The organism is Sphingobacterium sp. UBA5996, from assembly GCF_002429765.1.
GTDB lineage: Bacteria > Bacteroidota > Bacteroidia > Sphingobacteriales > Sphingobacteriaceae > Sphingobacterium.
The window spans coordinates 66,080-88,979 of sequence record NZ_DJAS01000023.1 but is presented as its reverse complement, the minus strand read 5'-3'; the positions used below and the strand labels follow the sequence as shown (position 1 = coordinate 88,979).

At 40.0% G+C, this 22,900-nt stretch carries 18 protein-coding genes; 12 read left to right on the top strand and 6 right to left on the bottom strand.

The window, feature by feature from the left end; all coding sequences use genetic code 11:
• Positions 1-43 precede the first annotated feature (43 nt).
• Positions 44-1,564, top strand: a complete 1,521-nt coding sequence (locus B3E00_RS17345; protein ID WP_209578698.1) for a RagB/SusD family nutrient uptake outer membrane protein — start codon at positions 44-46, stop codon at positions 1,562-1,564.
• Positions 1,558-3,411: an alkaline phosphatase gene (locus tag B3E00_RS17340; protein ID WP_293939487.1), complete on the top strand. Its 1,854-nt coding sequence runs from the start codon at positions 1,558-1,560 to the stop codon at positions 3,409-3,411. The genes B3E00_RS17345 and B3E00_RS17340 overlap by 7 nt, the downstream gene beginning before the upstream one ends.
• A gap of 159 nt (positions 3,412-3,570) precedes the next feature.
• Here B3E00_RS17340 and B3E00_RS17335 read toward each other — a convergent pair whose 3' ends face one another.
• Entirely contained in the window at positions 3,571-5,346 is a 1,776-nt protein-coding gene (locus B3E00_RS17335; RefSeq protein WP_293939485.1) for an aminopeptidase P family protein, read from the bottom strand.
• A gap of 243 nt (positions 5,347-5,589) precedes the next feature.
• Between B3E00_RS17335 and dacB the strand changes: the two genes are divergently transcribed.
• From dacB to B3E00_RS17285, 10 genes are all read left to right on the top strand, one after another.
• Positions 5,590-7,014: a D-alanyl-D-alanine carboxypeptidase/D-alanyl-D-alanine endopeptidase gene (dacB, locus tag B3E00_RS17330; protein ID WP_293939483.1), complete on the top strand. Its 1,425-nt coding sequence runs from the start codon at positions 5,590-5,592 to the stop codon at positions 7,012-7,014.
• A gap of 93 nt (positions 7,015-7,107) precedes the next feature.
• Entirely contained in the window at positions 7,108-9,390 is a 2,283-nt protein-coding gene (locus B3E00_RS17325) for an NADP-dependent malic enzyme (RefSeq protein WP_293939481.1), read from the top strand.
• A 32-nt stretch (positions 9,391-9,422) separates the two neighbouring features.
• Entirely contained in the window at positions 9,423-10,004 is a 582-nt protein-coding gene (gene ruvA / locus B3E00_RS17320; protein ID WP_293939479.1) for a Holliday junction branch migration protein RuvA, read from the top strand.
• A 544-nt stretch (positions 10,005-10,548) separates the two neighbouring features.
• Positions 10,549-11,736: a thiol-activated cytolysin family protein gene (locus B3E00_RS17315; protein ID WP_293939477.1), complete on the top strand. Its 1,188-nt coding sequence runs from the start codon at positions 10,549-10,551 to the stop codon at positions 11,734-11,736.
• A 20-nt stretch (positions 11,737-11,756) separates the two neighbouring features.
• Entirely contained in the window at positions 11,757-12,911 is a 1,155-nt protein-coding gene (locus B3E00_RS17310) for a thiol-activated cytolysin family protein (protein WP_293939476.1), read from the top strand.
• A 69-nt stretch (positions 12,912-12,980) separates the two neighbouring features.
• Positions 12,981-13,904, top strand: a complete 924-nt coding sequence (locus B3E00_RS17305) for a hypothetical protein (protein ID WP_293939475.1) — start codon at positions 12,981-12,983, stop codon at positions 13,902-13,904.
• A 127-nt stretch (positions 13,905-14,031) separates the two neighbouring features.
• The gene (locus B3E00_RS17300; RefSeq protein ID WP_293939473.1) at positions 14,032-15,753 is read left to right on the top strand and encodes a thiol-activated cytolysin family protein; all 1,722 of its coding nucleotides are present in this window, start codon (positions 14,032-14,034) and stop codon (positions 15,751-15,753) included.
• A 2-nt stretch (positions 15,754-15,755) separates the two neighbouring features.
• The gene (locus B3E00_RS17295; protein WP_293939471.1) at positions 15,756-17,402 is read left to right on the top strand and encodes a S41 family peptidase; all 1,647 of its coding nucleotides are present in this window, start codon (positions 15,756-15,758) and stop codon (positions 17,400-17,402) included.
• Positions 17,359-17,463 carry a hypothetical protein gene (locus tag B3E00_RS17290; RefSeq protein ID WP_293939470.1) on the top strand — a complete coding sequence of 35 codons (105 nt, stop codon included), beginning with the start codon at positions 17,359-17,361 and terminating at the stop codon, positions 17,461-17,463. Before B3E00_RS17295 ends, B3E00_RS17290 begins: the two co-directional genes overlap by 44 nt.
• A 224-nt stretch (positions 17,464-17,687) precedes the next feature.
• Positions 17,688-18,164, top strand: coding sequence for a GAF domain-containing protein (locus tag B3E00_RS17285; RefSeq protein WP_293939468.1), 477 nt, complete (start codon positions 17,688-17,690; stop codon positions 18,162-18,164).
• A gap of 134 nt (positions 18,165-18,298) precedes the next feature.
• Here B3E00_RS17285 and B3E00_RS17280 read toward each other — a convergent pair whose 3' ends face one another.
• From B3E00_RS17280 to hisF, 5 genes are all read right to left on the bottom strand, one after another.
• Positions 18,299-18,901, bottom strand: a complete 603-nt coding sequence (locus B3E00_RS17280; RefSeq protein WP_293939466.1) for a hypothetical protein — start codon at positions 18,899-18,901, stop codon at positions 18,299-18,301.
• Positions 18,902-18,932: 31 nt separating this feature from the next.
• A complete protein-coding gene (locus B3E00_RS17275) occupies positions 18,933-20,153 on the bottom strand; it encodes an LVIVD repeat-containing protein (RefSeq protein WP_293939464.1) in 1,221 nt (406 codons plus the stop codon).
• Positions 20,154-20,277: 124 nt separating this feature from the next.
• A complete protein-coding gene (locus tag B3E00_RS17270) occupies positions 20,278-21,180 on the bottom strand; it encodes a WD40 repeat domain-containing protein (protein ID WP_293939462.1) in 903 nt (300 codons plus the stop codon).
• Positions 21,181-21,438: 258 nt separating this feature from the next.
• Positions 21,439-22,023 (bottom strand): bifunctional phosphoribosyl-AMP cyclohydrolase/phosphoribosyl-ATP diphosphatase HisIE, encoded by a 585-nt coding sequence (gene hisIE / locus B3E00_RS17265; RefSeq protein WP_293939460.1) that lies wholly within the window; start codon positions 22,021-22,023, stop codon positions 21,439-21,441.
• A gap of 123 nt (positions 22,024-22,146) precedes the next feature.
• Complete coding sequence (gene hisF / locus B3E00_RS17260; RefSeq protein WP_209578706.1) at positions 22,147-22,899, bottom strand: imidazole glycerol phosphate synthase subunit HisF; 753 nt, start codon at positions 22,897-22,899, stop codon at positions 22,147-22,149.
• Position 22,900: the final 1 nt, after the last annotated feature.

Genomic DNA, 22,900 nt, shown 5'->3' with positions numbered 1-22,900 from the left:
ATGCCGATGATGTATACTCATCAGCCATTAAAAAAATAAAACGATGAAAACAAATGTAAAATACCTTGCAATAGCAGCAGTAGCGCTTTTTGTATCGTGCAATAAACAGTTAGATATAACACCAGAGGGCTCTCCCTCCGCACAGAATTTCTGGAAAACGGAACAAGACGCGATCAAAGCAGAAGCCGGGATGTACGAAAAGTATAATGAAGAGGATTATTACGGTCGTGGGATGTTTTGGTTTATTAATGCCAGTGACGACATGGTGACGGGACGTAACAAGCCCGAAGCCGACAATATCAAAAACTTCAACCGCAATTACATCGGCGGTGGTTATACCGAATCGCAATGGAGCATGCGTTATGCGATTATAAAAAGGGCCAATGATATTATTACCCATGTTCCCAATATCAGCATGGATGAAGCGCGAAAAAAACAGATCATTGGCGATGCCTATTTCAATGCAGGTCTGGTTTATTTTCAATTAGCGGCAAACTATGGTAACGACAAGGCAGGTGTGCCTATTGTTACTCCTGAAACAGATGCTTCCGTTCCGGTAGCCAGAGCCAACAACGTTAACGAAAACTACGATTACATCATTTCACTGTTATTAAAAGCGGCCGACAACCTTCCTTATTTTTCGGAAATGAAGGATACCGATTACGGTAAAGCGCACAAAACTGCAGCATGGGCCTATTTATCAAAAGTATATCTGTACAAAAAGGATTATACCAATGCGGCGAAGTACGCGGATATGGTGATCAGTTCGGGCAAACATGAATTATTGACCAATTTTGTGGATGTGTTTAAAGCCGCCAACAACTGGTCCAAAGAATATATCTGGTCGGTGGTCTGTACGCCAAATGGTGGTGGTACTGGCTGGGGCAGCAAACTTCCCGGTGTGATGTTGACCAACAAGGCCTGGGGAATCTACAATGGCTGGGGCTACTATCTACCGACAAAAGAACTTTACGATTCTTTTGAAACAGGTGACTTGCGTCGTGAAGCAACCATCTTAAAACCGGGCGACAAATTCCAGTTTTTTGGCGCAGAACGTACATTTACAAAAGATGGTGGAGCGACTTCAAACTATCAGTTTAAAAAGTATATGGAACCATTTTCATACGCCAACCCGATTCCTACACACGTCAATCCAAATGGCGACAACGGAACAACAGATCTCAATGTACCCTTGATGCGTTATGCCGAAGTATTATTGATTAAAGCTGAGGCTGCTATTAATTTAAATGGTGCTGGGGCCGGTGATACTGAATTAAATAAAATCCGTAAAAGAGCGGGCTTGTTGGCAAAAAGCGGAATGGGTCTTATGGATCTAAAACGCGAACGCCGCAATGAGCTTGCGGGTGAATGGGCAGACCGTCACCGTGATTTGGTCAGATGGGGTGATGCGCAAGCGACCTATGCCAAACCTTTACACGATTTCGACGGTGCTGTCATTTGGCCAGCTAGAAATTTCAATCCGCAAGTACATGATGTTTGGGCTGTTCCACAACGCGAGATCGACAACAGTGCTGGTGTCATTAAACAAAATGCAGGATGGTAAAAAACACTAAATTCATGTGGCTGCTATTTGCCGGCCTAAGCATTCAGTCGGTTTCTGCTCAGCAGAAACTGACTGCCAATGCAGGACATAGTCATAATGATTACAAACAGCAAATCCCACTATTAGAGGCTTACTATGCAGGAATGGGATCAATAGAAGCAGACGTCTTCTATCGCGACGGAGAGCTTTACGTTGCCCATGAAAGCAGCGAAATCAAAGCAGGGAAGACGTTAAAAAAACTTTACATCGATCCCTTGGTTACTTTCTTCAAGGAAAATGGCAATAGGCCCTATGCTAAGCCTGAACAAACATTACAGCTGGTAATCGATATTAAGGAAAACTACGAACAGGTATTGGCTAAATTATTGGCCGATTTGAAAGGCAACGAATCTATATTCGATCAGCAGAAAAATCCTTCCGCCATTAAAATTGTCGTCAGCGGTGAAATCCCACCGCCCGAAAAGTTTGAAAATTATCCATCGATGATCTATTTTGATGGTCGGCCAGAAAAAGACTATACGCCGGCACAGCTCAAACATATCGGGATGATCAGTCAGGATATTAAGCAGTATTCTGTCTGGAATGGTAAAGGAACACCTACGCCACCCGACCTTGAAAAAATGAGATCTGTGATAGACAAAGCGCATAAATTGGGAAAACCTTTTCGCTTCTGGGCGACAAAAGACAGTCCCAACAGCTGGAAGGAGCTTGGCCACATGGGGGTTGACTGGATCAATACAGACCACCCTACGGCACTCAAGAATTTCTATCTGAACAATGCCAAAGTCGAATACGCAAATCCAAAGGCCTACGCTCCCTATCAGCCAACCTATAAAAATGATGGTGCAACGAGCAAGGTCAAGAATGTTATTTTACTCATCGGTGATGGGATGGGTTTGGCCCAAATACAGGCAGGTTTAAGTGCCAATTTTGGCCAATCTAATATCATCAATATGAAGTATATCGGTCTTTCGCGCACCGAAGCATCCAATTCGGATTTTACCGACTCTGCTGCAGGAGGGACAGCCTTGGCTACGGGACACAAAACAAATAATAGGTACATCGGTGTGGACGCCAATGGCAAACCGATCAGTTCGATTCCAGATACACTCGCTCAGCATGGGATCAAAAGCGGCATCATCAGTACCGGAGACATTACAGATGCCACCCCTGCGGCATTTTATGCGCACCAGATCGACCGGACTATGTCGGAGGAAATTGCAGCAGATTTCAAAAATAGTCATGTGGATATTTTAGTGGGTTCGCGTCGCGAAAGCTTTGTTAAAAACAAGGATAACACGCTGATGAAGCAACTGGCGGCAAAAGGTTATCAGCTTCAGCAAAATTTAGATGATTTCGAAAAAGCGACATCCGGCAAGCAGCTGGTGCTCCTGGCGGATTCTGCGACACGAAGAATACTCGATGGACGAGGAGAAATGTTAAAAACTTCGCTCTCAAAAACGATTGAGCTTTTGTCTAAAAATGATAAGGGCTTCTTTATCATGGCCGAGGGTGCACAAATTGACTATGGAGCCCATGCTAATGATCTCCCTTATGTTGTTACCGAGCAGCATGACTTTGACAGGCTTGTGGGAGAAGCCCTTAAATTTGCCGATCAAGATGGCGAAACGCTCGTTATTGTCACTGCAGATCACGAAACTGGTGGACTTTCCCTATTGGATGCCAATTATAAAAAAGGAACGATAAGAGGAAATTTCAGCAGTGATGACCACACCAACATTATGGTGCCTGTTTTTGCTTATGGTCCCGGCGCACAGCAGTTTATTGGTATCTACAACAATACAGCAGTTTTTAAAAAGATTATCCAGGCCTATCGATTGAAATAATCGATTTGAAGCCTTCATACAACGCAAAACCCCTCGGGGTTTATACCGAGGGGTTTCATTTTTATATGGGATCAATGTGCATGGTCGACTTGCTCCGGATCGCCTGCTTAGCACAGCGACTTTGAAAGCTATTGCGCTTTAATCTTCAGTTTATGGGGATTAAATTGCTTGGCACTTATCTGCCAACCAGTTCTTTTCCTCCGCATTAAGATGCGTTGATAACTGATCAAAAACCCATTGATTATAATTATTCAACCAGGCAATATGTTTCTTATCCAATAGGGACTTCTCGATCAAATCAGTTGCGATATAACATATCGTTAATGTCTCAAAGTCCAGAAAGTCGCCAAATTCAGAAGAACCTGCTTTACGGGTCAATACTAAGTTTTCAATACGGATCCCATGTTTGCCTACACGGTACAATCCAGGCTCTATTGAAGTAATCATGCCAGGTTCAACCGCAACATCGATTGCCGCCGGGTTAAACACCTGAGGCCCTTCATGCACATTCAGAAAAAAGCCTACCCCATGTCCGGTACCATGCCCATAGTTGCGTAACGTTTCCCACAATGGACGACGGGTAATTGCATCGATCTGATAGCCGCGCGTTCCAGTCGGAAAAATGGCCTGAGAGCCTTCTATCGTTCCTTTGAGCACCAATGTATAATCTTCTTTCTCTTCTTGGGTCGCAGCACCCAGGGTTACTACCCGTGTAATATCTGTTGTGCCCGTTTGATATTGACCTCCAGAATCCACCAATAGCAAACCCTTAGGCTGTAAGATATAGTTTGATTTTTCATTTGCCGAATAGTGCGGTAGCGCACCATGGTCCAAATATCCTGCAATTGTGGTAAAAGAGACGTCAACAAAGCCCTCTTGACTTTCGCGCAACTCGCGCAATTTATCTGCGATAGATAATTCGGAAAGTTCACCGGAAGAAACATTTTCTTCCAACCACTTAAAGAAACGTGTCAACGCTACCCCGTCTTTTACAAACGTATGGCGATTATTTTCAATTTCAACTGTATTCTTAATGGCTTTTAAACTCGTCGAAGGGTTCGTTTTCTCAACAATTTTAACCTGTTTAGGTACGCTGTCGAAAACGGCAAAACAGGTACGTTTGGGATCAATAAGAATTGATGCCACAGCCAATGTTGAAATCGCTTTAAAGACATCTTCATAGGGCGCCACACGCACTCCATAACCTTTCAGTTGCTCCGTTGCCTGAGCGCTTAGCTTCAATGGTTCGATATAAAGTGTAGTATCTTCGGTTGTGATCAGTACAAAGCCCAAAACAACAGGGTTACAGGGCACATCCTGACCACGGATGTTTAACAACCAGGCCAGGTCATCCAAAGATGAAATCAGATGCGCCGCCGTTCTATTCTTTTTCATTTCGGCACGCACAGCTTCAATTTTAGAAACGGTAGATTGTCCTGTCGTATCTTCATTCAATAGATAAGCCCTCGCTTGGGGCAGCGCTGGACGTCCTTCCCATAAGGAGGACAGCAGATCAACATGACCATCTACTGTAATCTCCAAAGGCTCCAAAGTATGCTGAACAGATTGGGCCACCAATAAAGAAGCGAGATTGCCGTCAAAAGCAACTTTAGCGCCAGCACCCAGCTGCTCTCCCAACCAATCAGCGTACTCCGCGGCTCCCTGTGCTTTCAATTTCACCAGTTCAAAACCTGTTCCTGCCAACTGCTCTGCCGCCTGAACAAAGTAGCGCGAATCTGTCCATAGACCAGCAAAATCTTGCGTGATAGCCAAAGTGCCTGCGGATCCTGTAAACCCCGATGCCCACGCTATACATTTGTAACGTTCTGGTAAATATTCACTAATATGAGGGTCTGATGACGGGATAATATAGCCGTCGATTCCTTGAACCTTCATCGCCTCACGAATAGCAGCTAATTTTTCGATATGCTTCATGTCGTTTATACAATTTTATGCAAGTTAGGATTTTTTAGGGGCGAATGCCTAACTTTAAGCCAAATAAAACAAACGAATACAGCGAACGCTTTCCCCTAAAAATAGGCAGCGTTCAAGTCATCATGATAAATCCAACGAAATATCCATGATTGCCAGCACGAACGTAGATAACCGTGTTTGTGTTTGGTCGAATCTAATTCAGGATATGAGGATATACCATAGGACAATAAAAAAATAGGATATATGAACCAATTTGTGCTAAGTACTATAGCTTTTTCCACTTACGCGTTAACGACCGTTACCACTCCACTATTTGCACAGGATCTTCGCAGTAAAATCCAGGATGCTTTTACACAGTTTCAAAATCAGGAAAGCCTCAGGAATGGTTTGAGCTCACTGATCGTTTTCGATGGAAAAACAGGACAAACGGTTTTCGCAGCAAATGAAAATATCGGACTGGCGACCGCCTCCACCATGAAAGTAATCACTTCGGCAACAGCGCTAGATTTCCTGGGCAAAAATTATCAGTTCAAAACCACCTTGTATTATACCGGTGAGATTGACGAAAACGGTGTGTTAAACGGAAATATTATTGTAACAGGCACGGGTGACCCCACCCTCGGCAGCGCCCGCTATCCAGAGACTCAAGCAAAAACGATACTGAACAAGTGGCTTGCAGCAATCCAAAATGCCGGTATCAAAAGTATTCATGGTGCCATCATCGCCGATGACAGGCTTTATAATGGTAACCAGCTTCCGGGCGGGTGGATCTGGACCGATATGGGGAACTATTACGGTGCAGGAATTTCGTCACTCAATTGGTGTGAAAACGCTTTTGGCGTAAATTTCAGTCCAAGCAATAAGGTTGGCGCCAAAGCGGAGATCCTGAGCTATACTAAGCATGTTCCCTACCTGGAAATTATCAACGAAACAACTACGGGTAAAGCTGGAAGTGGCGACAATGTATACGCCTATGCCGCTCCCTATTCAACCAAGATATTTGTGCGCGGCACCTATGGACAGGACCTCAAGAAAACTATCGAGCTCTCTTCGCCAGACCCGGCCTATGATCTCGCTTATCAATTAAATGAAGTACTAAGTAACAACGGTATTCCCGCCAGCGAACTACCAGCTACCGGAACCAAAATGGATTCAGTCGATGTTTCAAAAAAACAAACCCTGGATATCCACCTTTCCCCAACCTTAGACAAAATTGTCTACTGGTTTAACCAAAAGAGCATCAACCTCTACGGAGAAGCCTTATTAAAGGCAATCGCGTATACGACAGCGGGTAAAACCGGGACTGATGAAGGGGCGTATTATATACAGAAATATTGGAATGCCAAACTAGGCATAAAATCCAGTGAACTCAATAACATGGATGGCTCTGGTTTATCACCTCAAAATAGGGTGACCACATCAGCCATGAATAAGATCATGCATTATGCCCAAAAGCAAAGTTGGTATCCTGCTTTTTATGAAAGTCTTCCCACCTATAACAATATGAAGATGAAAAGCGGAACAATTGGCGGCGTTCTTGGTTATACAGGTGTGCATACCAATAAGTCAGGACAGTCGTTTACTTATACGTTGCTGGTCAACAACTATTCGGGACCTGCTTCTGGTATGCGGCAGCAGATGTTTAAATTACTGGATGTCCTGAAGTAACATATTATTGTCTAATAATAATAAGATATTGGTAAAAATTTCCAATTATCAAAAAGAATGATAGATTTGTAGCCTTAAATTAATAAAATCGTAATGAGTAACACTAATCGTAAACAGGCAGCATTAAATTACCACTCTATGGGTAGACCTGGTAAAATAGCTGTTGTTCCGACCAAACCAACAAATTCGCAAAGAGACTTATCGTTAGCATATTCTCCTGGTGTAGCGGAGCCATGTTTGGCTATTGCTGAGAACAAAGAAGATGCTTATAAATATACCGCAAAAGGAAACCTTGTTGCCGTTATCAGTAATGGTACAGCAGTATTGGGTTTAGGCGATATCGGTGCCCAAGCTGGTAAACCAGTCATGGAAGGTAAAGGTTTATTATTCAAAATTTTTGCTGACATTGATGTATTCGACATCGAAGTGGACACCAAAAATGTGGATGAATTCGTCAATATCGTTAAAGCTTTAGAACCGACCTTCGGAGGTATTAACCTGGAAGATATTAAAGCACCGGAATGTTTTGAAATCGAACGTCGCCTAAAAGAGGAAATGAATATCCCTGTGATGCACGATGACCAACATGGTACGGCAATCATCTCAGGTGCAGCATTGATCAACGCTTGTGAAATTATCGGTAAAGATATTTCTAAAGTTAAAATTGTCGTCAATGGTGCCGGGGCTGCAGCGATGTCATGTACAGCAATGTATATCTCGGTTGGTGCAAGCAAGGAAAATATCGTCATGCTGGATAGCAAAGGTGTTATCCGTAAGGACAGGGAAAATCTGGATGGTATGAAGGCACAGTATGCGACCGATCGTGATATACGCACCTTAGCAGACGCGGTAAAAGATTCGGATGTATTTATCGGCTTATCTGCAGCGGATGTTATGTCGGCTGACATGTTGTTATCAATGGCTCCCAATCCGATTGTATTGGCAATGGCAAATCCAAATCCTGAAATTGCTTACGATTTGGCCATGGCGACACGTAACGATATCATCATGGGTACTGGTCGTTCTGATTATCCAAATCAAGTGAATAACGTATTGGGTTTCCCATATATCTTCCGTGGCGCGTTAGACGTTCGTGCAACTTCCATCAATGAAGAAATGAAAATTGCGGCGGTACGTGCGATTGCTGACTTGGCGAAACAACCTGTTCCAGAAGAAGTTAATCAGGCTTATAACACCAATAACTTAAAATTCTCGGAAGAATATATTATTCCAAAGCCTACAGATCCACGTCTGATCACAGAAGTTTCTATGGCTGTTGCAAAAGCCGCTATCGCATCAGGTGTAGCAAAGACCGTAATAGAAGATTGGGATCAATACAGCGATGCGCTACGTAAACGCCTGGGTAAGGACGACGCCATCATGCGTAACCTGACCATGGCAGCGAAAAGGGATCCGAAGCGTGTTGTTTTTGCGGAAGCAGACAATTACAAAACACTGCGCGCGGCACAGATTGTCAAAGAAGAGGGCATTGCGGTCCCTATTCTTTTAGGCCGAAAAGATAAAATCGAACGCCTAATTAAAGAATACGCTTTTGAATTGGATGGTCTTGAAATCATCGATCCCGTTGCTGAAGTAGATGGTGAAACAGAGCGTTCTCAGAAATTCATTGAGCATCTGTACATCAAAAGACAACGTCGTGGTATATCCAAATACGATGCCCGTAAGTTGATGTATGACCGCAACTATTTTGGAGCCTCTTTAGTGGAATTTGGCGAAGCTGATACATTAATTTCTGGGATGACCAAAAATTACGCGAATACGATTCGTCCGGCATTGCATGTGATTGGTGCTAAACCAGGAAGTCGCGTCGCAGGTATGTATATGATGTTAACCAAAAAAGGGCCAATTTTTATGGGGGATACAACGGTGAACGAAGATCCAACTGCACAAGAATTGGCCGACATCACCTTGCTTCTGAATAAAGCCGTAAAGCGCATGAATATCCAGCCACGTATCGCTTTATTGTCGTATTCTAACTTTGGGTCAAGTGAAGGAAAAACGCCTACAAAAGTCAGAGCTGCAGCACAGATTCTACACGATCAATATCCTGATATCATTGCTGAGGGTGATTTACAAGCAAACTTCGCGTTAAATAGCGAAATGTTGACAGCAAACTTCCCTTTCAGCTATTTAAATGGCAAATCAGCAAATACACTTGTGTTCCCTAATTTAGAATCAGGCAATATTGCGTATAAATTATTGCAAGAAGTTGGTGAAGCGGAAGCTGTAGGCCCGATTCTTTTGGGTATGAACAAACCCATCCACGTATTGCAATTGGATAGCTCTGTACGCGAAATCGTCAATATGGTAACCATTGCCGTCGTAGACGTACAGACACATCTTAAAAATTTATAGAATAGCTTAAAATCTTCCTATATTCGTATACTATGTACGAATATTTCAATGGAAAATTAACATATAAAGCCCCCACTCACGTTGTTATCGATGTGAGTGGGATTGGCTACTATGTCCACATCTCTCTTTATACCTTTTCTCAAATCAAAGATCAGGAAAACTGCAAATTATTCATTTCACTTCAAGTTCGGGAAGATTCTCATACACTGTATGGCTTTGCAACTGAAGGTGAGAAAAAACTATTTGAAAATTTGATCTCTGTTTCCGGTATTGGTCCCAATACAGGCCGTATGATCCTCTCGTCAAACACACCAGATGAGATCCAGTCTGCCATTGTTAATGGGCAGGTCGCACTGATTCAAAAGATTAAGGGAATTGGTCCTAAGACAGCACAACGTCTTATCTTGGAACTTCAGGATAAATTAAAGAAACAGGGATTCGAAGCTTTGGCAACATCTATTCAGTCCCAATCCATACCGGACGAAGCGCTATCCGCACTTGTTATGCTCGGGTTCAACAAAGCCGCGGCAGAGAAAGTATTAAATACCATTCTAAAAACAGACAGCAATCTTTCTGTAGAGGATATGATCAAATTAGCACTGAAACGTCTTTAATACATGTACGTTTTTGCTGAACGAATCCAACAACAAACATCAGATCACAGAGATACGTACTGCTTATGCTGTAGCGAAAAAGACATAAAGGAACCTTAGCGTTCCTTTATGTCTTTTTCCTAACCTCGGTTTTGCAATACTTCGCGCCCTATTAACGGTTCACTTTTGGGACAGCACCACGTTAATGAGTACCACTTTTCCACCAATAATATTGCATGGAGGGCTTCTCTGGTAGCGAACATATATAGATAGCGCTTACATATCGAAGTCTTCTTCAAGCATCTAAAGCAACGCTTAAAAGTATCGACATTCGTCGAGACTTCTGAAAATCCAATAATGATCTAGATCTGGACTTCACTGATCGGTATATTACTATTCAAATACCTGCATAGGAAGGTCAATTTTTTCTTAAATAGCTAGAGTTAATCAGTACACAAATGGGTAGTTTTTTTATTCCTTAGTTATTATTAAAGTTTAATTTTATAATTTTAACATATAGCTTATCCCTATTTTAGAGCTAATTATAAACTAAGACAATTAAATTATGAAAAAGAAACTAAATTGTATTGCTTTGATAGCATCATTTATGGTTTTAATTACCTCCTGTTCAAAAGATCTCGTTCCAGGTGGAACTCTTGAGCCTAACTCTGGACTTAAAGGCCTAAAGACATACACATTTAAACCTACAGAGATCAATCTTTCAAGTTTTGACACGTCTGGAATACAAGGTTTTACCAAAAAAGGTAAGCAAAATTCTCTTACATTCCTTCGCGACAGTATTTGGCCCAACAATGCAGGAAAAACTTCATTCTATGAGACCACAGATATTCCTGCGGTTCTTGAAGAAACAAGAAGAAAATTATATCTAGGTGCTATTCTAAAGGGGGAGACGGCAATTGATGTAGACAATGTGAATCCGGTTTTTATTCCGGTGACATATAGAAACCCAATCACCATGTATGCCAATTTCCCTACTGACAGTATCTATAGAACTGTCATTCCTTCTAAGATACAAGATCTTAGTTATATGCGCGCAGCATTAAGTTCGGCAGCCGGAAACCAAATCCAATCGTTTACCTACGAACAAAGTCAGTTTAGAAAGACCGAGGAACTTAAAAAATCTTTTGGAGCAAATTTGAATCTTGGTAAAATCTTGACAGTTAATTATCTGGATACTCTTGAAAATTCAACTGCAACAACTATTGTAAGAGCTGAATTTACCCAAGAGAACTTTTCTATTGCTATCGAACCACCGATCTATGAGCCTTACCTTAAAAGCAATTTTGATGCTTCTATTTTTAATGGAATTAGACCTGTAATTGTGAGTTCGGTAACTTACGGAAGAAAGGGGATTTTTATCATGGAGTCAGATTCCTCTTACGCCGCTGTCAAAAAAACGCTTAATGTCGCACTAACATTATCCGCAGAAATGTTAAATGTTTCCTCGACTGACAGTCTAGGTCCAGCATTTTCGGCAGCATTGAACTTGCGACTAACTAATGCACAGAAAACTATAATAAATAATTCGCGGATGAAAGTGTATATAATCGGAGCTGATGGAAAGAGTATCGTTAAGGCCATAACAACCGGATTAACAGGTTTTGCAGAGGTTTTGGCTGGAAATGGTGGCTTTACAAAAGATAGTCCGGGAGATATTCTTTATTACTCGTTGAACTATCTCGATGATTTTTCCACCTTTAGGAATCAGTTCAAGATTAATATAGCCAATTAAGTCATTCAAATATGCTTGGTATGAGAATAAAAATAATCATAGCCATTTTTTCTCTCCTTTCATTTATAGGATGTAAAAAGGAAGAAATTCAAATCCCATCGTCTACTGAAAAAGGCGATGGGAAACTTCTCTCGGAATATTTTAGTAAGCTACGTATAGCCCCATTGGATATTGTTGATCTTAGGAATAAAAATGCGGATATCAAATCTGTATTTGACCGTAAGAAGACTGCGGGCATGATACATCTTCGAGACAGTGTATGGACAAATGGGTCGGGAACAAGCTCATTTTATGAGTCTGATGAGATGGTCGTAACACCGGGGAATTTAAGTTATATTTATCCCGGCTCACTTTTAAAGGCTGCGTCAATCGCATCAGATCAATTTGAAACCTTTTCGGGTTATCAAACTGCCCCTATCAGTGTCCAGTTATCATTTCCTTCCAGTTTATCAATTGGCACGATCTCCATTCCAAGTCTTTCAAATAGCCGGATATTTTTACGAAATGCACTTTTAGCACCCGATTTTTCAGGGAATATGATACTTAATTACTCAGATTATTTTTCTGCATTTTCAAAATATGAGGAAGTGAAATATGCTTTTGGTTACAATGTAAATCAACATAAGCTGTTTTCTTCGACTAATACAAATTTCGATTCCTATTCAAGTGGAACCTACTATTCCACTAAATTCATGGCCAGTTATACAGTAGAGAATTTCACCTATTCGATGTCTGATCCTACTGCTAATGAGCTGATTGATATGACTTCTATTCCCGCCAATGCATTTGATGGAATTTCTCCGGTATATATTAATTCCGTAACTTATGGTAGGTTTGGATTATTGGTACTTGAATCTAACAATAATAGTTATGAGATGAAAAGCGCTTTTCAGAAGATGGTGAAAAAGATCCTTAAGAAAACTACAGAATCCTACACGCAGGAAGAAACGAATCTTTTTGCAAGTTGTCGTATAACGATCTATCTTTTGGGAAGTACTATCGGAAATAATGTGATCCAGTTATTGATCAATCCAAGTCCTGATGGTGTATCCGATTTTATCGCACAGAACGTAGGTACATTTACAGCGAGTGATCCAGGTGTGCCGATTTACTATACGGCAAAATATCTAAAAGACAACTCGCTATTTAAAACAACCTTTAGAATTGACCATTAAATATATTTTATGATGATGAATACAACATATAGACAAAAGAGTTTAGGGATTTTAAGTGTATGTTTACTAATGGCATGCTTCTTATTTTCATGTAAAAAAGATACTCCAGATGCTCCGGTAGAGAGAAATGAAAAATGGAGAACCCAAGCTAAAACCGATAGTGTGGGCAATCAATACTATGTGGTAAATACACTGGACAATACATTAGAGATCAGAGTCGATAATAAGGATGGTAAGACAATCTTTTCAGAAGTTTGCCCAACAATAGGAGCAAGTGAGATTCCTGAAAATTCGAGTAAGCTTTTTACCTATCTTGTTGCGCCCAGTAAATATATCAATGCCAATCATGCCACGCTTTCATTAAGAATTGTGCTCGACAACATAGATATACAAGAAAAACATATTCAACTTTTGGCTAATATAGATCTTGAAAGCAAGAAATTTTATACAAAAAAGTACAAAGTTGAAGAACCCCTAGATTGGACTTACAAAGTCCTTGACAATCAACTAGTCCAGTGGTACGGAAATAGCTTATTGGTAAGAGAAGGTACCGAAAAAGACCTAAATAGAGGGGGAGGATATATGGGATTGGGACAGCGTGGTACGCAGTTGGTCTGTTATGAGCGAGATTTTTCCATTCGTTATACGAAGGATATAGATGCTTCTGATGCTTACTATCCTTCTGGTAATTTATGGAATATTCCTATTAACAATTATGAATATATGCTGTTCTTAAATGACGGCTATGTAGGTCGGATGCAAATAGTCACCAGTGTCGAGGATAAATGGGCTGGAAAACAGGCTGTGATCTGGCGAGATAACCTAAAGGAGACAAATAATATTCCGGCAGATTATTCCATAAAAATTACTGATTATAATATTCAGAATAATGTCGTAAGTGCTAGTTATAACATTTATGATGAAAAAGGCCAGTTAAAGGAGAAAAGGACCCGGAAATGGGCAATTGGTAATGGAATGCCATTAGGGAGTTAATCTTTAAATGAAAAATTTTACTGTTTGATGTGAAGTTCTAAATTAAGAACGTTCACCTCTTTTTAAACCAATAAGCATCATGTTTCCTGTATGCCAGGGAGACCTATGCCTATCAATTATTAAATATATGAAAAGTAGAATGAACTATTTTTTAAAAAGGATCATTAAGTATGTTCCTTTGTTATTGATGCTATTTTCAGTAGTTAGTTGTTCAAAATTGGAATCTGACTTTGACAGCGGAAACGGTAAAAACGCTTTGGATCAATTAAGATTACCGAAGATCCAAGATTTTACGGTTAGTTCAAAATCTAATCCGGAAAATAATGTGTCCGGCAAAAGATCAGCAGGAGGGAAAAGAGCAGACTTGACTACTCCTCCTGATGAAGATAATCCCTTTAAGCCAAAAGCAGGTTCAGGTAGCTATAAAGATGGTCCCGGGATCATTGTTAATGGAAATAATACTCCAACGCCTGATCCAAATCAATTATATTTCTATCAGAAATATAAATCCCAGATGTTCACTATTACAGATCAATCAATGGGACTCAATATTTATCCAGGCGCAATATTAAAGGGACAGAGCATTGAAGGTATTTTTTCGCCTCAAATGCTGACAGGTATTTCCAATAATATTCGCCCGATTACCATATCTACTTCGATGCCTGTCTCTGGTTCCGCGGTTGCTCGAACCAGTCTTCCCCGTCCGACTTCTCAAGCTGCATTATACAATGCCGCTCTGACTGATTTAGAGAATACAAATCCCGGTGAAGTAGGCGCTGCTTCTTTGATCGTGGAGATGGATACTTTTCGTGTGTATGAGGAATTGAAAACTATTTATGGATTTAATAAAGGGTTAGATGCATTTTTGATCAACACAAATACCACTCAACAGGGAGAGAATCACCTGATTGCCTCCACATCGGCGATTAAGATTAAATTTTTCCAGCATAATTTTACAATTGACATGGATGTTCCTCAAAATAATACTCAATTATTTGATCCTACAGGTCTAGATATGCAAGCTATTACTGGAGGGGTAACTCCGGTCTATGTAAAAAGTGTAACCTATGGTCGCATGGGTATTATGGTAATCGAATCTTCCTATAGTTCGACTAAACTGTATAACGCTGTATATAAGCAGCTCGGAATATTAAAAAATCTGATTGGCATCGGTACCTCATTGACTAATGAAGAGAAAGATATTATAAATTCAGCAACGATAAAAGTTAAATATACGGGGATCGGAACAGATACTTCACCTGCAGTTGCAGTTGCTGGTCTGAATGGTTTTATTCAAGTATTGAGCGCTAATACTACGTATTCCAAGGCAAGTCCGGGAGTTCCTATTGCCTTTCAACTAGCTTACCTGAACAGTGGAAACGGTTTGGTAGAGGCTCCTTTCCAGATCAATTATGGGCCTTTTGACAAGCCTTATGTTCGTATTGAATACAAAAATAGCCAGTGGGAGGCGAATTCATCTTCAAACCCAAAGTATACTAATTCCGATATCTATATGTGTTTTTATGCAGACCCCGCTGCAACAATTCCTTCCAAAGATGTCCCAATATTTGTGACATATAAATATGAGCGGAGTTTTGGTTCGAAAAGTACCTACAATTGGGCGGGGACTTGGAGTACGTCTAAGCGGACGGATGATTTGATTCTAAAATATCCGACAGCGAATCAGATAATCGAAAATTATAAAGTATTTTATTTTGTAAAATATGGTTCTGATGCTACAACTTCTAGAGACTATACACATTTTGATATGGTAGCAAGCGAAAATTATCGCATTCTTCCTAAAGTCTATGATCATTACAATGCCATGAGGTCTGATGAGAGTTATTAGCGATGGTTAGAATACTATATATATTTATATTCATTGCCACATTTAGTGTGATGCAATCCTGTAATAAAGATAATGATGACATTCCTCAAATATCTAAAGAGAAAAATAGGATAAGTGAAAATCTGGACTCTATTTTTCTTCTTGCGCAGGGAGTATATTTATGGAACGATCAACTTCCTTCGGTTGATCGTTTCAACCCTTGGCGGTTTTATAATGAGGGGTTGAGTGAGTTTCGGTGTTATGAGAATGAGATATTTGAAATTTCGCAATATGCGAAAAATGAGGAAACAGGAGAACTCTATGAACGGAATCCATCAGATCTAAATAGACCTAAGTATTCCGGTGTGGTGTTTAGAGAATTCCAAGAAAAAGAGCCGCAGAATGCTTATAATTTAAGTAATACGTTTGGCCTTTCCGTGGTGGTTAAAAATAATATTCTCCGTTTACTCTATGTTGATCCCAATTCACCTGTGGGTAAAGCAGGTCTCAAGCGTGGGACACAAATTTTATCCATAAATGGGGAAAATGTACTAACAGAAGATTCGTTTCTAGAGCAATGGAAAAAGTCTCTTTCCATGTCGTTCATTAAGCTTGAAGTGACAGAGGATGGTGTTAAAAAGCGGGAAGTACGTTTAAATGCAGCTTCCTATGAGATAAATCCGGTGGTAAAGCAAAATATATTGAGAAATGGAGAAAGGAAAATCGGTTATTTTGCCTTAAATAGTTTCACCCCAATTCAAAATGCGCAGAAATATCTTACTCCAATTTTTCTTTCTTTTACACAGGATAAAATTAATGAACTCATCATTGATCTGCGGTACAACCAAGGTGGGTATCAGGTTACAGCTGATTTTATTGCGAATCTGCTTGCACCAAATAATGCAGATGCAAAGATTATGTATACTGAACATTATAACAGGCAAATGCAGGATGGGAATTCAAAAGTATTAGAAAACTACAAATTGTATGATGAATATAATCGGCCTGTTATCATTAATGGCAAAGCGATAAGCCTTTATGATATTGATTATAGCGTAGAAGCCAATACAACGTATTTTCATAAAGATGAAGGGTTGACGGATTTAAAAAAAGTTTACTTTATAGTGAGCAACAGAACTGCATCTGCAAGTGAGCTACTGATCAATATTCTAAAACCGTATATGGATGTTCAAGTTATAGGCGTATCAGAGGATAATCTTTCTGCTGTGTATACTTACGGTAAGCCAGTTGGATCATTTGGAATTCCAATAAGTCAATTTGATCTGTATTTAGGGATGTATGAACTCAAAAACGCCAATAAGGAAAGCAACTATTTTAAAGGCATCAAAGCTGATATCTCCTTGAATGACGCTACCGATACGGATTTTGGAATGCAAGATGACCCAGCTATTGCTTGGATTTTAGGAATGGAAAAGAAGAGAATAGAACTAAAGGCTAGTAATAAAATAAGGCGGGATAAATTTTCATTTTATTTTAATAAGGATCGATTGATAGGAAATATAAAAAATATCAACGAGTTAAAAATAAAACGCATAGATATTTTGGCATCTTACAAATTGAATACTCCATTGTCATTTGATAGAGGACCAAGGCAAGCGTATAGAAATGAAATCACATCCAAAATTGACTCAAGTTGGAGGTTACCGTGAGCAAATGCTTTTGGGTAACTACAAGACAGCTGACGATTATTGGTGTAACCCCTTTCGGTAAAAGATGCGACTACATTCGGGTAAACATTATCAACACAAAGAAATATTAACATTTGCCTGATGCGAAAGCGCTAATATTCTCTTAACTTTGAACAGCGTATTAGTGCTTTTTCATTTCATGCAGGTTGAGACATGACATGTACTGTAGCTTTCTGGGCAAGCAAAGCATGTTTGGAAGTATAGTCCTCATAGCAAATGCATGATTATTTTTTTAGACAGATTTTTATGGCAGAGGATTTACAAATAGCTAAAGGTAGCAAAGAAGAACAATATCAAAATTTACTTCCTCAGATTGAAGGATTATTGACTGGCGAATCCAATCAAATCGCCAATCTGGCCAACATAGCCGCCGCGCTGAAGGAACAGTTCAATTTTTTCTGGGTTGGATTCTATCTTATAGATGCAGATGAGCTGGTATTAGGTCCATTTCAGGGACCCGTCGCATGCACGCGTATCAAGAAAGGTCGTGGTGTGTGCGGGGGAGCTTGGGCACAAGAAAAAACATTGATTGTTCCTGATGTGGAGCAATTTCCGGGACACATTGCCTGTAGCTCACTATCGCGATCCGAAATCGTGCTACCCGTTTTTAAACAGGGACAGATTATCGGTGTGCTGGACGTTGACAGCAGTGAATTAAATAGTTTTGATGAAGTCGATGAGAAATATCTCACACAGATTCTCGAACTTTTAGACAGTAAATAGATAAACGCCACAACCAACGAATGAAATAGCATAAGTATCGGACTAGATTTGAAAAACAAACCGTATACTTACGCTATTTTTTTACAATTCAAGCAATCGACACCTGTTAATAAAAAAAAACATCTGATCGATACCTAAAAACCAAATCCGACCTGTAAAGTAAAACGGTGCAGGTCATATTTTTTATCTATTTGTGTTCTTCCATACCAGATAGCAATTTCTGGTAAGCTTGCTGAGGGTTGTGTATACGTGTCCTTTCGGCTATAGTGTTGATACCGATATCCTGTTGCCAATGACCAATATTTCGCCGAATTATTAAATTTAAAGCGCCAACCCAGCTGTGGGTTTATCAGCAAGCCGCCCTGATATTCATATTTTAAATTGTTCTCGACTGCATTTTTATTCAAGGAAGTAAAACTATAGCCTAAATCCAATCCTGCGAAAAAACTACGCTTTCTGTCAGGAAATTCTACATAATTTACTTTGGCTGAGAGTGGTAAAAACCATTTTGATCCTTCATTGTTTACAGGATACCTATCCACCCCTGTATTTAAACCCAGAGCGATATTTTCATGGAGCTGCACCCCATGGAATGTATGTAGGCCAAATCCAGATTCGAGAAAAGCAGGGCCATAAGTAATAACCGAAAATTCATTATGATTTGTATATTTTTTTGTTTGGGCATCAACAGTTAAATACCCGAGAAGAGCCAAAATGGCAATCGAAAGTCTTTTCATATCAGAATAATGAAGCTCTTGAAATCGTTTTTTAATTGGAACCAATAATAGGAATAATGCTCAATTCCTTCAGTTTGGCTTTATTGCTATAATCATATTGATGTACACCTTTTTCTGCAACAACGATTAGTGATTTTGATCCGGCGATCACATCTATGCTCGTCAGTTCATTTTTAGTTTCGAGAAGCTTATTGCCTATTTGGCTGACATCACTGGCATCGAATGACTTCAATCCGAATTTTCCTTCACAAACATATAAGGTTTGGTCTGAGAGCGCCAAGCCATGGGGATTCTCCAACGTGAAGGTATTTTTTAACATCGGTTTTGTCAGGTCTTGGATGTCGATAACTTCCAATAGATTCTGCTGTCCACCACATACTACGCCCGCCCGCAAAGTTACAAAGGCATATTTCTCGTTAACTACCACAGGATCACAAGCACGAATATGCGAATAACGCGACAGCTCTACGGGAGCCGATGCTGTGGTGATATCATAAATCACCATGCCTGTATTGGAGCCTATAAATAGGCTGTTTTTAAAAGGAAAAATTGTTTCGATACCAGGGCCTATCTTGATGTCCTTTACATAGGCAGGTTGACTTGCATTCTGTACATTAAAAAGGTGTAATGTCCTTTGATCTACAGCATATAAATGTTTATTAGCAATGGTAAATCGCGCCATAGATCCGCCCTGCCCCGATCCCGAATTGGTCTCGTAATAAACATTATCTTTTCGGTCATAGGGTGAATATTTATCTTTTTGGCTATAGCTTACAAGACTATCTCGGTATCCTGTAATGATGCGATCTGTAGTATTATTGATGTAATCCATTTCAAGCAAGACCTTAAACACATCCTTATTTCGTGTCAATAACTTGGGTGACGCTGGATTTTCCAGATCGAAGGTCAACAGATCTGTAAAACTATCAGCATACAGCTTTCCATCCAGAACCGCAAGATCCACATTTCCAGGAATACTTAAGAACGCCATCGCCAGAGGTTTTGACGGATCTACATTATTAAAGATATGAATACCTTTCCCTGGTTCATTGATTAACAAATAATCTTGATAAATATAGATCTTTCCAGCTTGAACAATAGCGGTAGGGCCGCTTACGGGATTCGCTTTAGCCCGTATACTTTCCATTGTTTCAAATATTGGCACGCGAGCCAGATACATTCCCTTACTTTCGATCTTATCACAGCTCGCAAGCGCTATACAACTCAATAAGATAATCCAAATTCTTTTCATAAAATATAACTATGAGGTCAATTAAGTTTACAATCTCTATAGTTAACGATATACTTATGAATTCGCTACAAACAATATATACTTTTTTTTCTACCTGGATAGTTTGCTTTTCCGGGTCAATCTTCTATAAATGACATTCCCAGACTTTAACGAGTTTGTCATCGCTCACACTAAAGAAATATTTCCCATCTTCAGACCATACTCCCGCATTTACAGATAAATGATGGCCATCCTGCATTTTCTCTCGACTCATATTTTTCAATAAGGCAAAGTCATCTGCTGACCAGAATTTTAACGATTTATCCCGACTGACGGTTGTAAAAATCGGCGCTTTAGGATGGGGATATATACCGTATACGGTAAAAAGATGAGGTACAAATGAAAAATTACTCGTCAATTGATTTGGGTCTGAAATCACCAATTGTGCATCCCGTCCACCACTTAGCAATTTATTATCGATAAAAGCCAAAGACGTGGCGGGCATACTATGCAATTTTGAATTAGTAATCATATGAAAGTCGGCACTGTCCAATAGATAAACTTGTCCATCTTTATCGGCCAAAGCTATTCTTCCAAGTCCTTCATCGATTGCAATTGCCCGAATTGTTGTCGGGGATATACGTTTTTCGTAAATATTTTTATAGGTCTCCAAATCAATGACATACAATGTCCCTTCTTCACCTGCCGCCAGCAGTTCATTTTTCCAAGGCATATGGACCAATGAAAAGATAGCTTTGGTGCTTAGTTGTATGCTTGCGACAAGCTTTTGCTCTTCTACATGTACAAAAAGCAGCTTACCTTCGCGCAATGCGATGGCCAGAATCGGTGTTCCCGCTATCATCCGTAAAGCGTAAACCGATGAACTTACCGCACAGAGAATACGCTTAAACGCATTGTTTTCAATATCCCATTCCACAACACCCTTGTCGTTACCGGCGGTAAAAAAAGTGTGCGGGTGATAGCCTCTTTCTACACAAAAAATAGGGTTTTGATGTCCTGGTAATGTTGATTTTAATGTAATATCCATAGTAATTTCTCTAAAACTCCTTCTCTATCCAGATCGCATAGTTGATATCCATTTTTTATGCTGTAGGATTAAATTTTCCGCCGACTGAACTGTGATCCGCTAACGATCAATACAGCAATACCAATTGTTCGCCGGTAGAAACAAGAAGTGCAGTATATCCACAAATATACTGCACTTCTGAGATTCTTTTGTCATCTTAGCTTAAAGCCTGCTGACCACTTTTAATTTTGTTCAACGGCAATCCCATTGCCCAAACACCTATTGATGTCTGCTTTCCAGATTTTTCGCAATTGTTTCTAAAGAAAATCCTTTCTCCCGCAACAATACGATTAAATGAAACAATAAGTCTGACGTCTCATTGATAAAATCAGTATCAGTTTCGGTCAAAGCTGCAATTACCGTTTCGACGGCTTCCTCGCCCACCTTTTGCGCAATCTTATTGATGCCACGAGAACGCAGGCGGTTAACATAAGATTCGTCTGACGGATGCGCATATCGATTGTTAACAATACGCTCTAACTCCAACAGAAAATTTTGATTAAAGTCTGTACTGAAACAACTTCTGCTCCCTGTGTGACAAGTCGGACCAATCGGGTCTGCTTTAATCAAAACGGTATCTTTATCGCAATCAATATGAATGCTTTTTACATTCAAAAAGTTACCACTCTCTTCGCCTTTTGTCCAAAGGCGATTTTTGCTTCGGGAGAAAAACGTGACACGTTTCTCTGCTTGAGTCTTCTGCCAAGCTTCCTCATTCATATAGCCCAACATCAAGACTTCCAACGTTTGGAAGTCCTGCACAATCACTGGAATGAGACCGTCACTTTTTGTAAAATCTAACATGATTTTAGTATTTCAATTTTTAATTATTTTTCAAAGAGACATGGCTCCATGTTGTATTTTAAGATATTATTCAGCAAATTTATAATTTGCTGCTACTGGATGATTGACCTTTCATCCTAGATTTTATCGTACGATAATTCCATTTTGCTGCAACGTGGCTTTAAGATCTGGAATCAATATTTCGCCATAATGGAAGACAGAAGCCGCCAAAGCAGCATCTACGTTAGCTTGTTGAAAAACATCCACGAAATGCTGTTGATTACCGGCACCGCCAGAAGCTATAAGCGGAATATGGATCTGATCATTTATGGTTTTTAAGAAGCCATTATCAAAGCCATTTTTTGTACCATCATGGTCCATCGATGTAAGCAAAATCTCTCCTGCTCCTCGCTCCTGTGCCTCAACGATCCATTCCGATGTATTCAACTCAGTCTTTATCCGTCCACCGCTCAAGTACACAAAATTTTGTCCTTCAATAGATCGCGTATCTACTGCTACTACGACAAATTGAGCACCAAAAGCAGCTGCCATTTCATTAATCAAAGCCGGATTACGTACCGCGGCTGAATTGATGGAAACCTTATCAGCACCCGCATTCAATAAAATTTCTGCATCCTTGATTTCATTGATCCCCCCACCGATTGTAAATGGAATATTCACTTGACGGGCTACGGCCTTTACCAATTCAATCGTTGTTTTACGTCTTTCATGGGTGGCTGTGATATCTAAAAAAACAAGTTCATCAGCTCCTTGTTGGGAATACGCATACGCTAGCTCAACAGGATCACCCGCATCACGCAAGTCTACGAAATTGACGCCTTTTACAGTTCGTCCATCTTTAACATCTAAACAAGGAATTATACGTTTTGCAAGCATG

Excerpts from the sequence above, each read along its gene's own strand:
- B3E00_RS17290 (WP_293939470.1), top strand. The coding sequence starts at position 17,359 with ATGAAATCACATCCAAAATTGACTCAAGTTGGAGGTTACCGTGAGCAA.
- B3E00_RS17295 (WP_293939471.1), top strand. The coding sequence starts at position 15,756 with ATGGTTAGAATACTATATATATTTATATTCATTGCCACATTTAGTGTG.
- dacB (WP_293939483.1), top strand. The coding sequence starts at position 5,590 with ATGAACCAATTTGTGCTAAGTACTATAGCTTTTTCCACTTACGCGTTA.
- B3E00_RS17335 (WP_293939485.1), bottom strand. The coding sequence starts at position 5,346 with ATGAAGCATATCGAAAAATTAGCTGCTATTCGTGAGGCGATGAAGGTT.
- B3E00_RS17270 (WP_293939462.1), bottom strand. The coding sequence starts at position 21,180 with ATGGATATTACATTAAAATCAACATTACCAGGACATCAAAACCCTATT.
- B3E00_RS17275 (WP_293939464.1), bottom strand. The coding sequence starts at position 20,153 with ATGAAAAGAATTTGGATTATCTTATTGAGTTGTATAGCGCTTGCGAGC.
- B3E00_RS17315 (WP_293939477.1), top strand. The coding sequence starts at position 10,549 with ATGAAAAAGAAACTAAATTGTATTGCTTTGATAGCATCATTTATGGTT.
- B3E00_RS17325 (WP_293939481.1), top strand. The coding sequence starts at position 7,108 with ATGAGTAACACTAATCGTAAACAGGCAGCATTAAATTACCACTCTATG.
- hisIE (WP_293939460.1), bottom strand. The coding sequence starts at position 22,023 with ATGTTAGATTTTACAAAAAGTGACGGTCTCATTCCAGTGATTGTGCAG.
- B3E00_RS17310 (WP_293939476.1), top strand. The coding sequence starts at position 11,757 with ATGAGAATAAAAATAATCATAGCCATTTTTTCTCTCCTTTCATTTATA.
- hisF (WP_209578706.1), bottom strand. The coding sequence starts at position 22,899 with ATGCTTGCAAAACGTATAATTCCTTGTTTAGATGTTAAAGATGGACGA.
- B3E00_RS17345 (WP_209578698.1), top strand. The coding sequence starts at position 44 with ATGAAAACAAATGTAAAATACCTTGCAATAGCAGCAGTAGCGCTTTTT.
- B3E00_RS17305 (WP_293939475.1), top strand. The coding sequence starts at position 12,981 with ATGGCATGCTTCTTATTTTCATGTAAAAAAGATACTCCAGATGCTCCG.
- B3E00_RS17340 (WP_293939487.1), top strand. The coding sequence starts at position 1,558 with ATGGTAAAAAACACTAAATTCATGTGGCTGCTATTTGCCGGCCTAAGC.
- B3E00_RS17285 (WP_293939468.1), top strand. The coding sequence starts at position 17,688 with ATGGCAGAGGATTTACAAATAGCTAAAGGTAGCAAAGAAGAACAATAT.
- B3E00_RS17300 (WP_293939473.1), top strand. The coding sequence starts at position 14,032 with ATGAAAAGTAGAATGAACTATTTTTTAAAAAGGATCATTAAGTATGTT.
- B3E00_RS17280 (WP_293939466.1), bottom strand. The coding sequence starts at position 18,901 with ATGAAAAGACTTTCGATTGCCATTTTGGCTCTTCTCGGGTATTTAACT.
- ruvA (WP_293939479.1), top strand. The coding sequence starts at position 9,423 with ATGTACGAATATTTCAATGGAAAATTAACATATAAAGCCCCCACTCAC.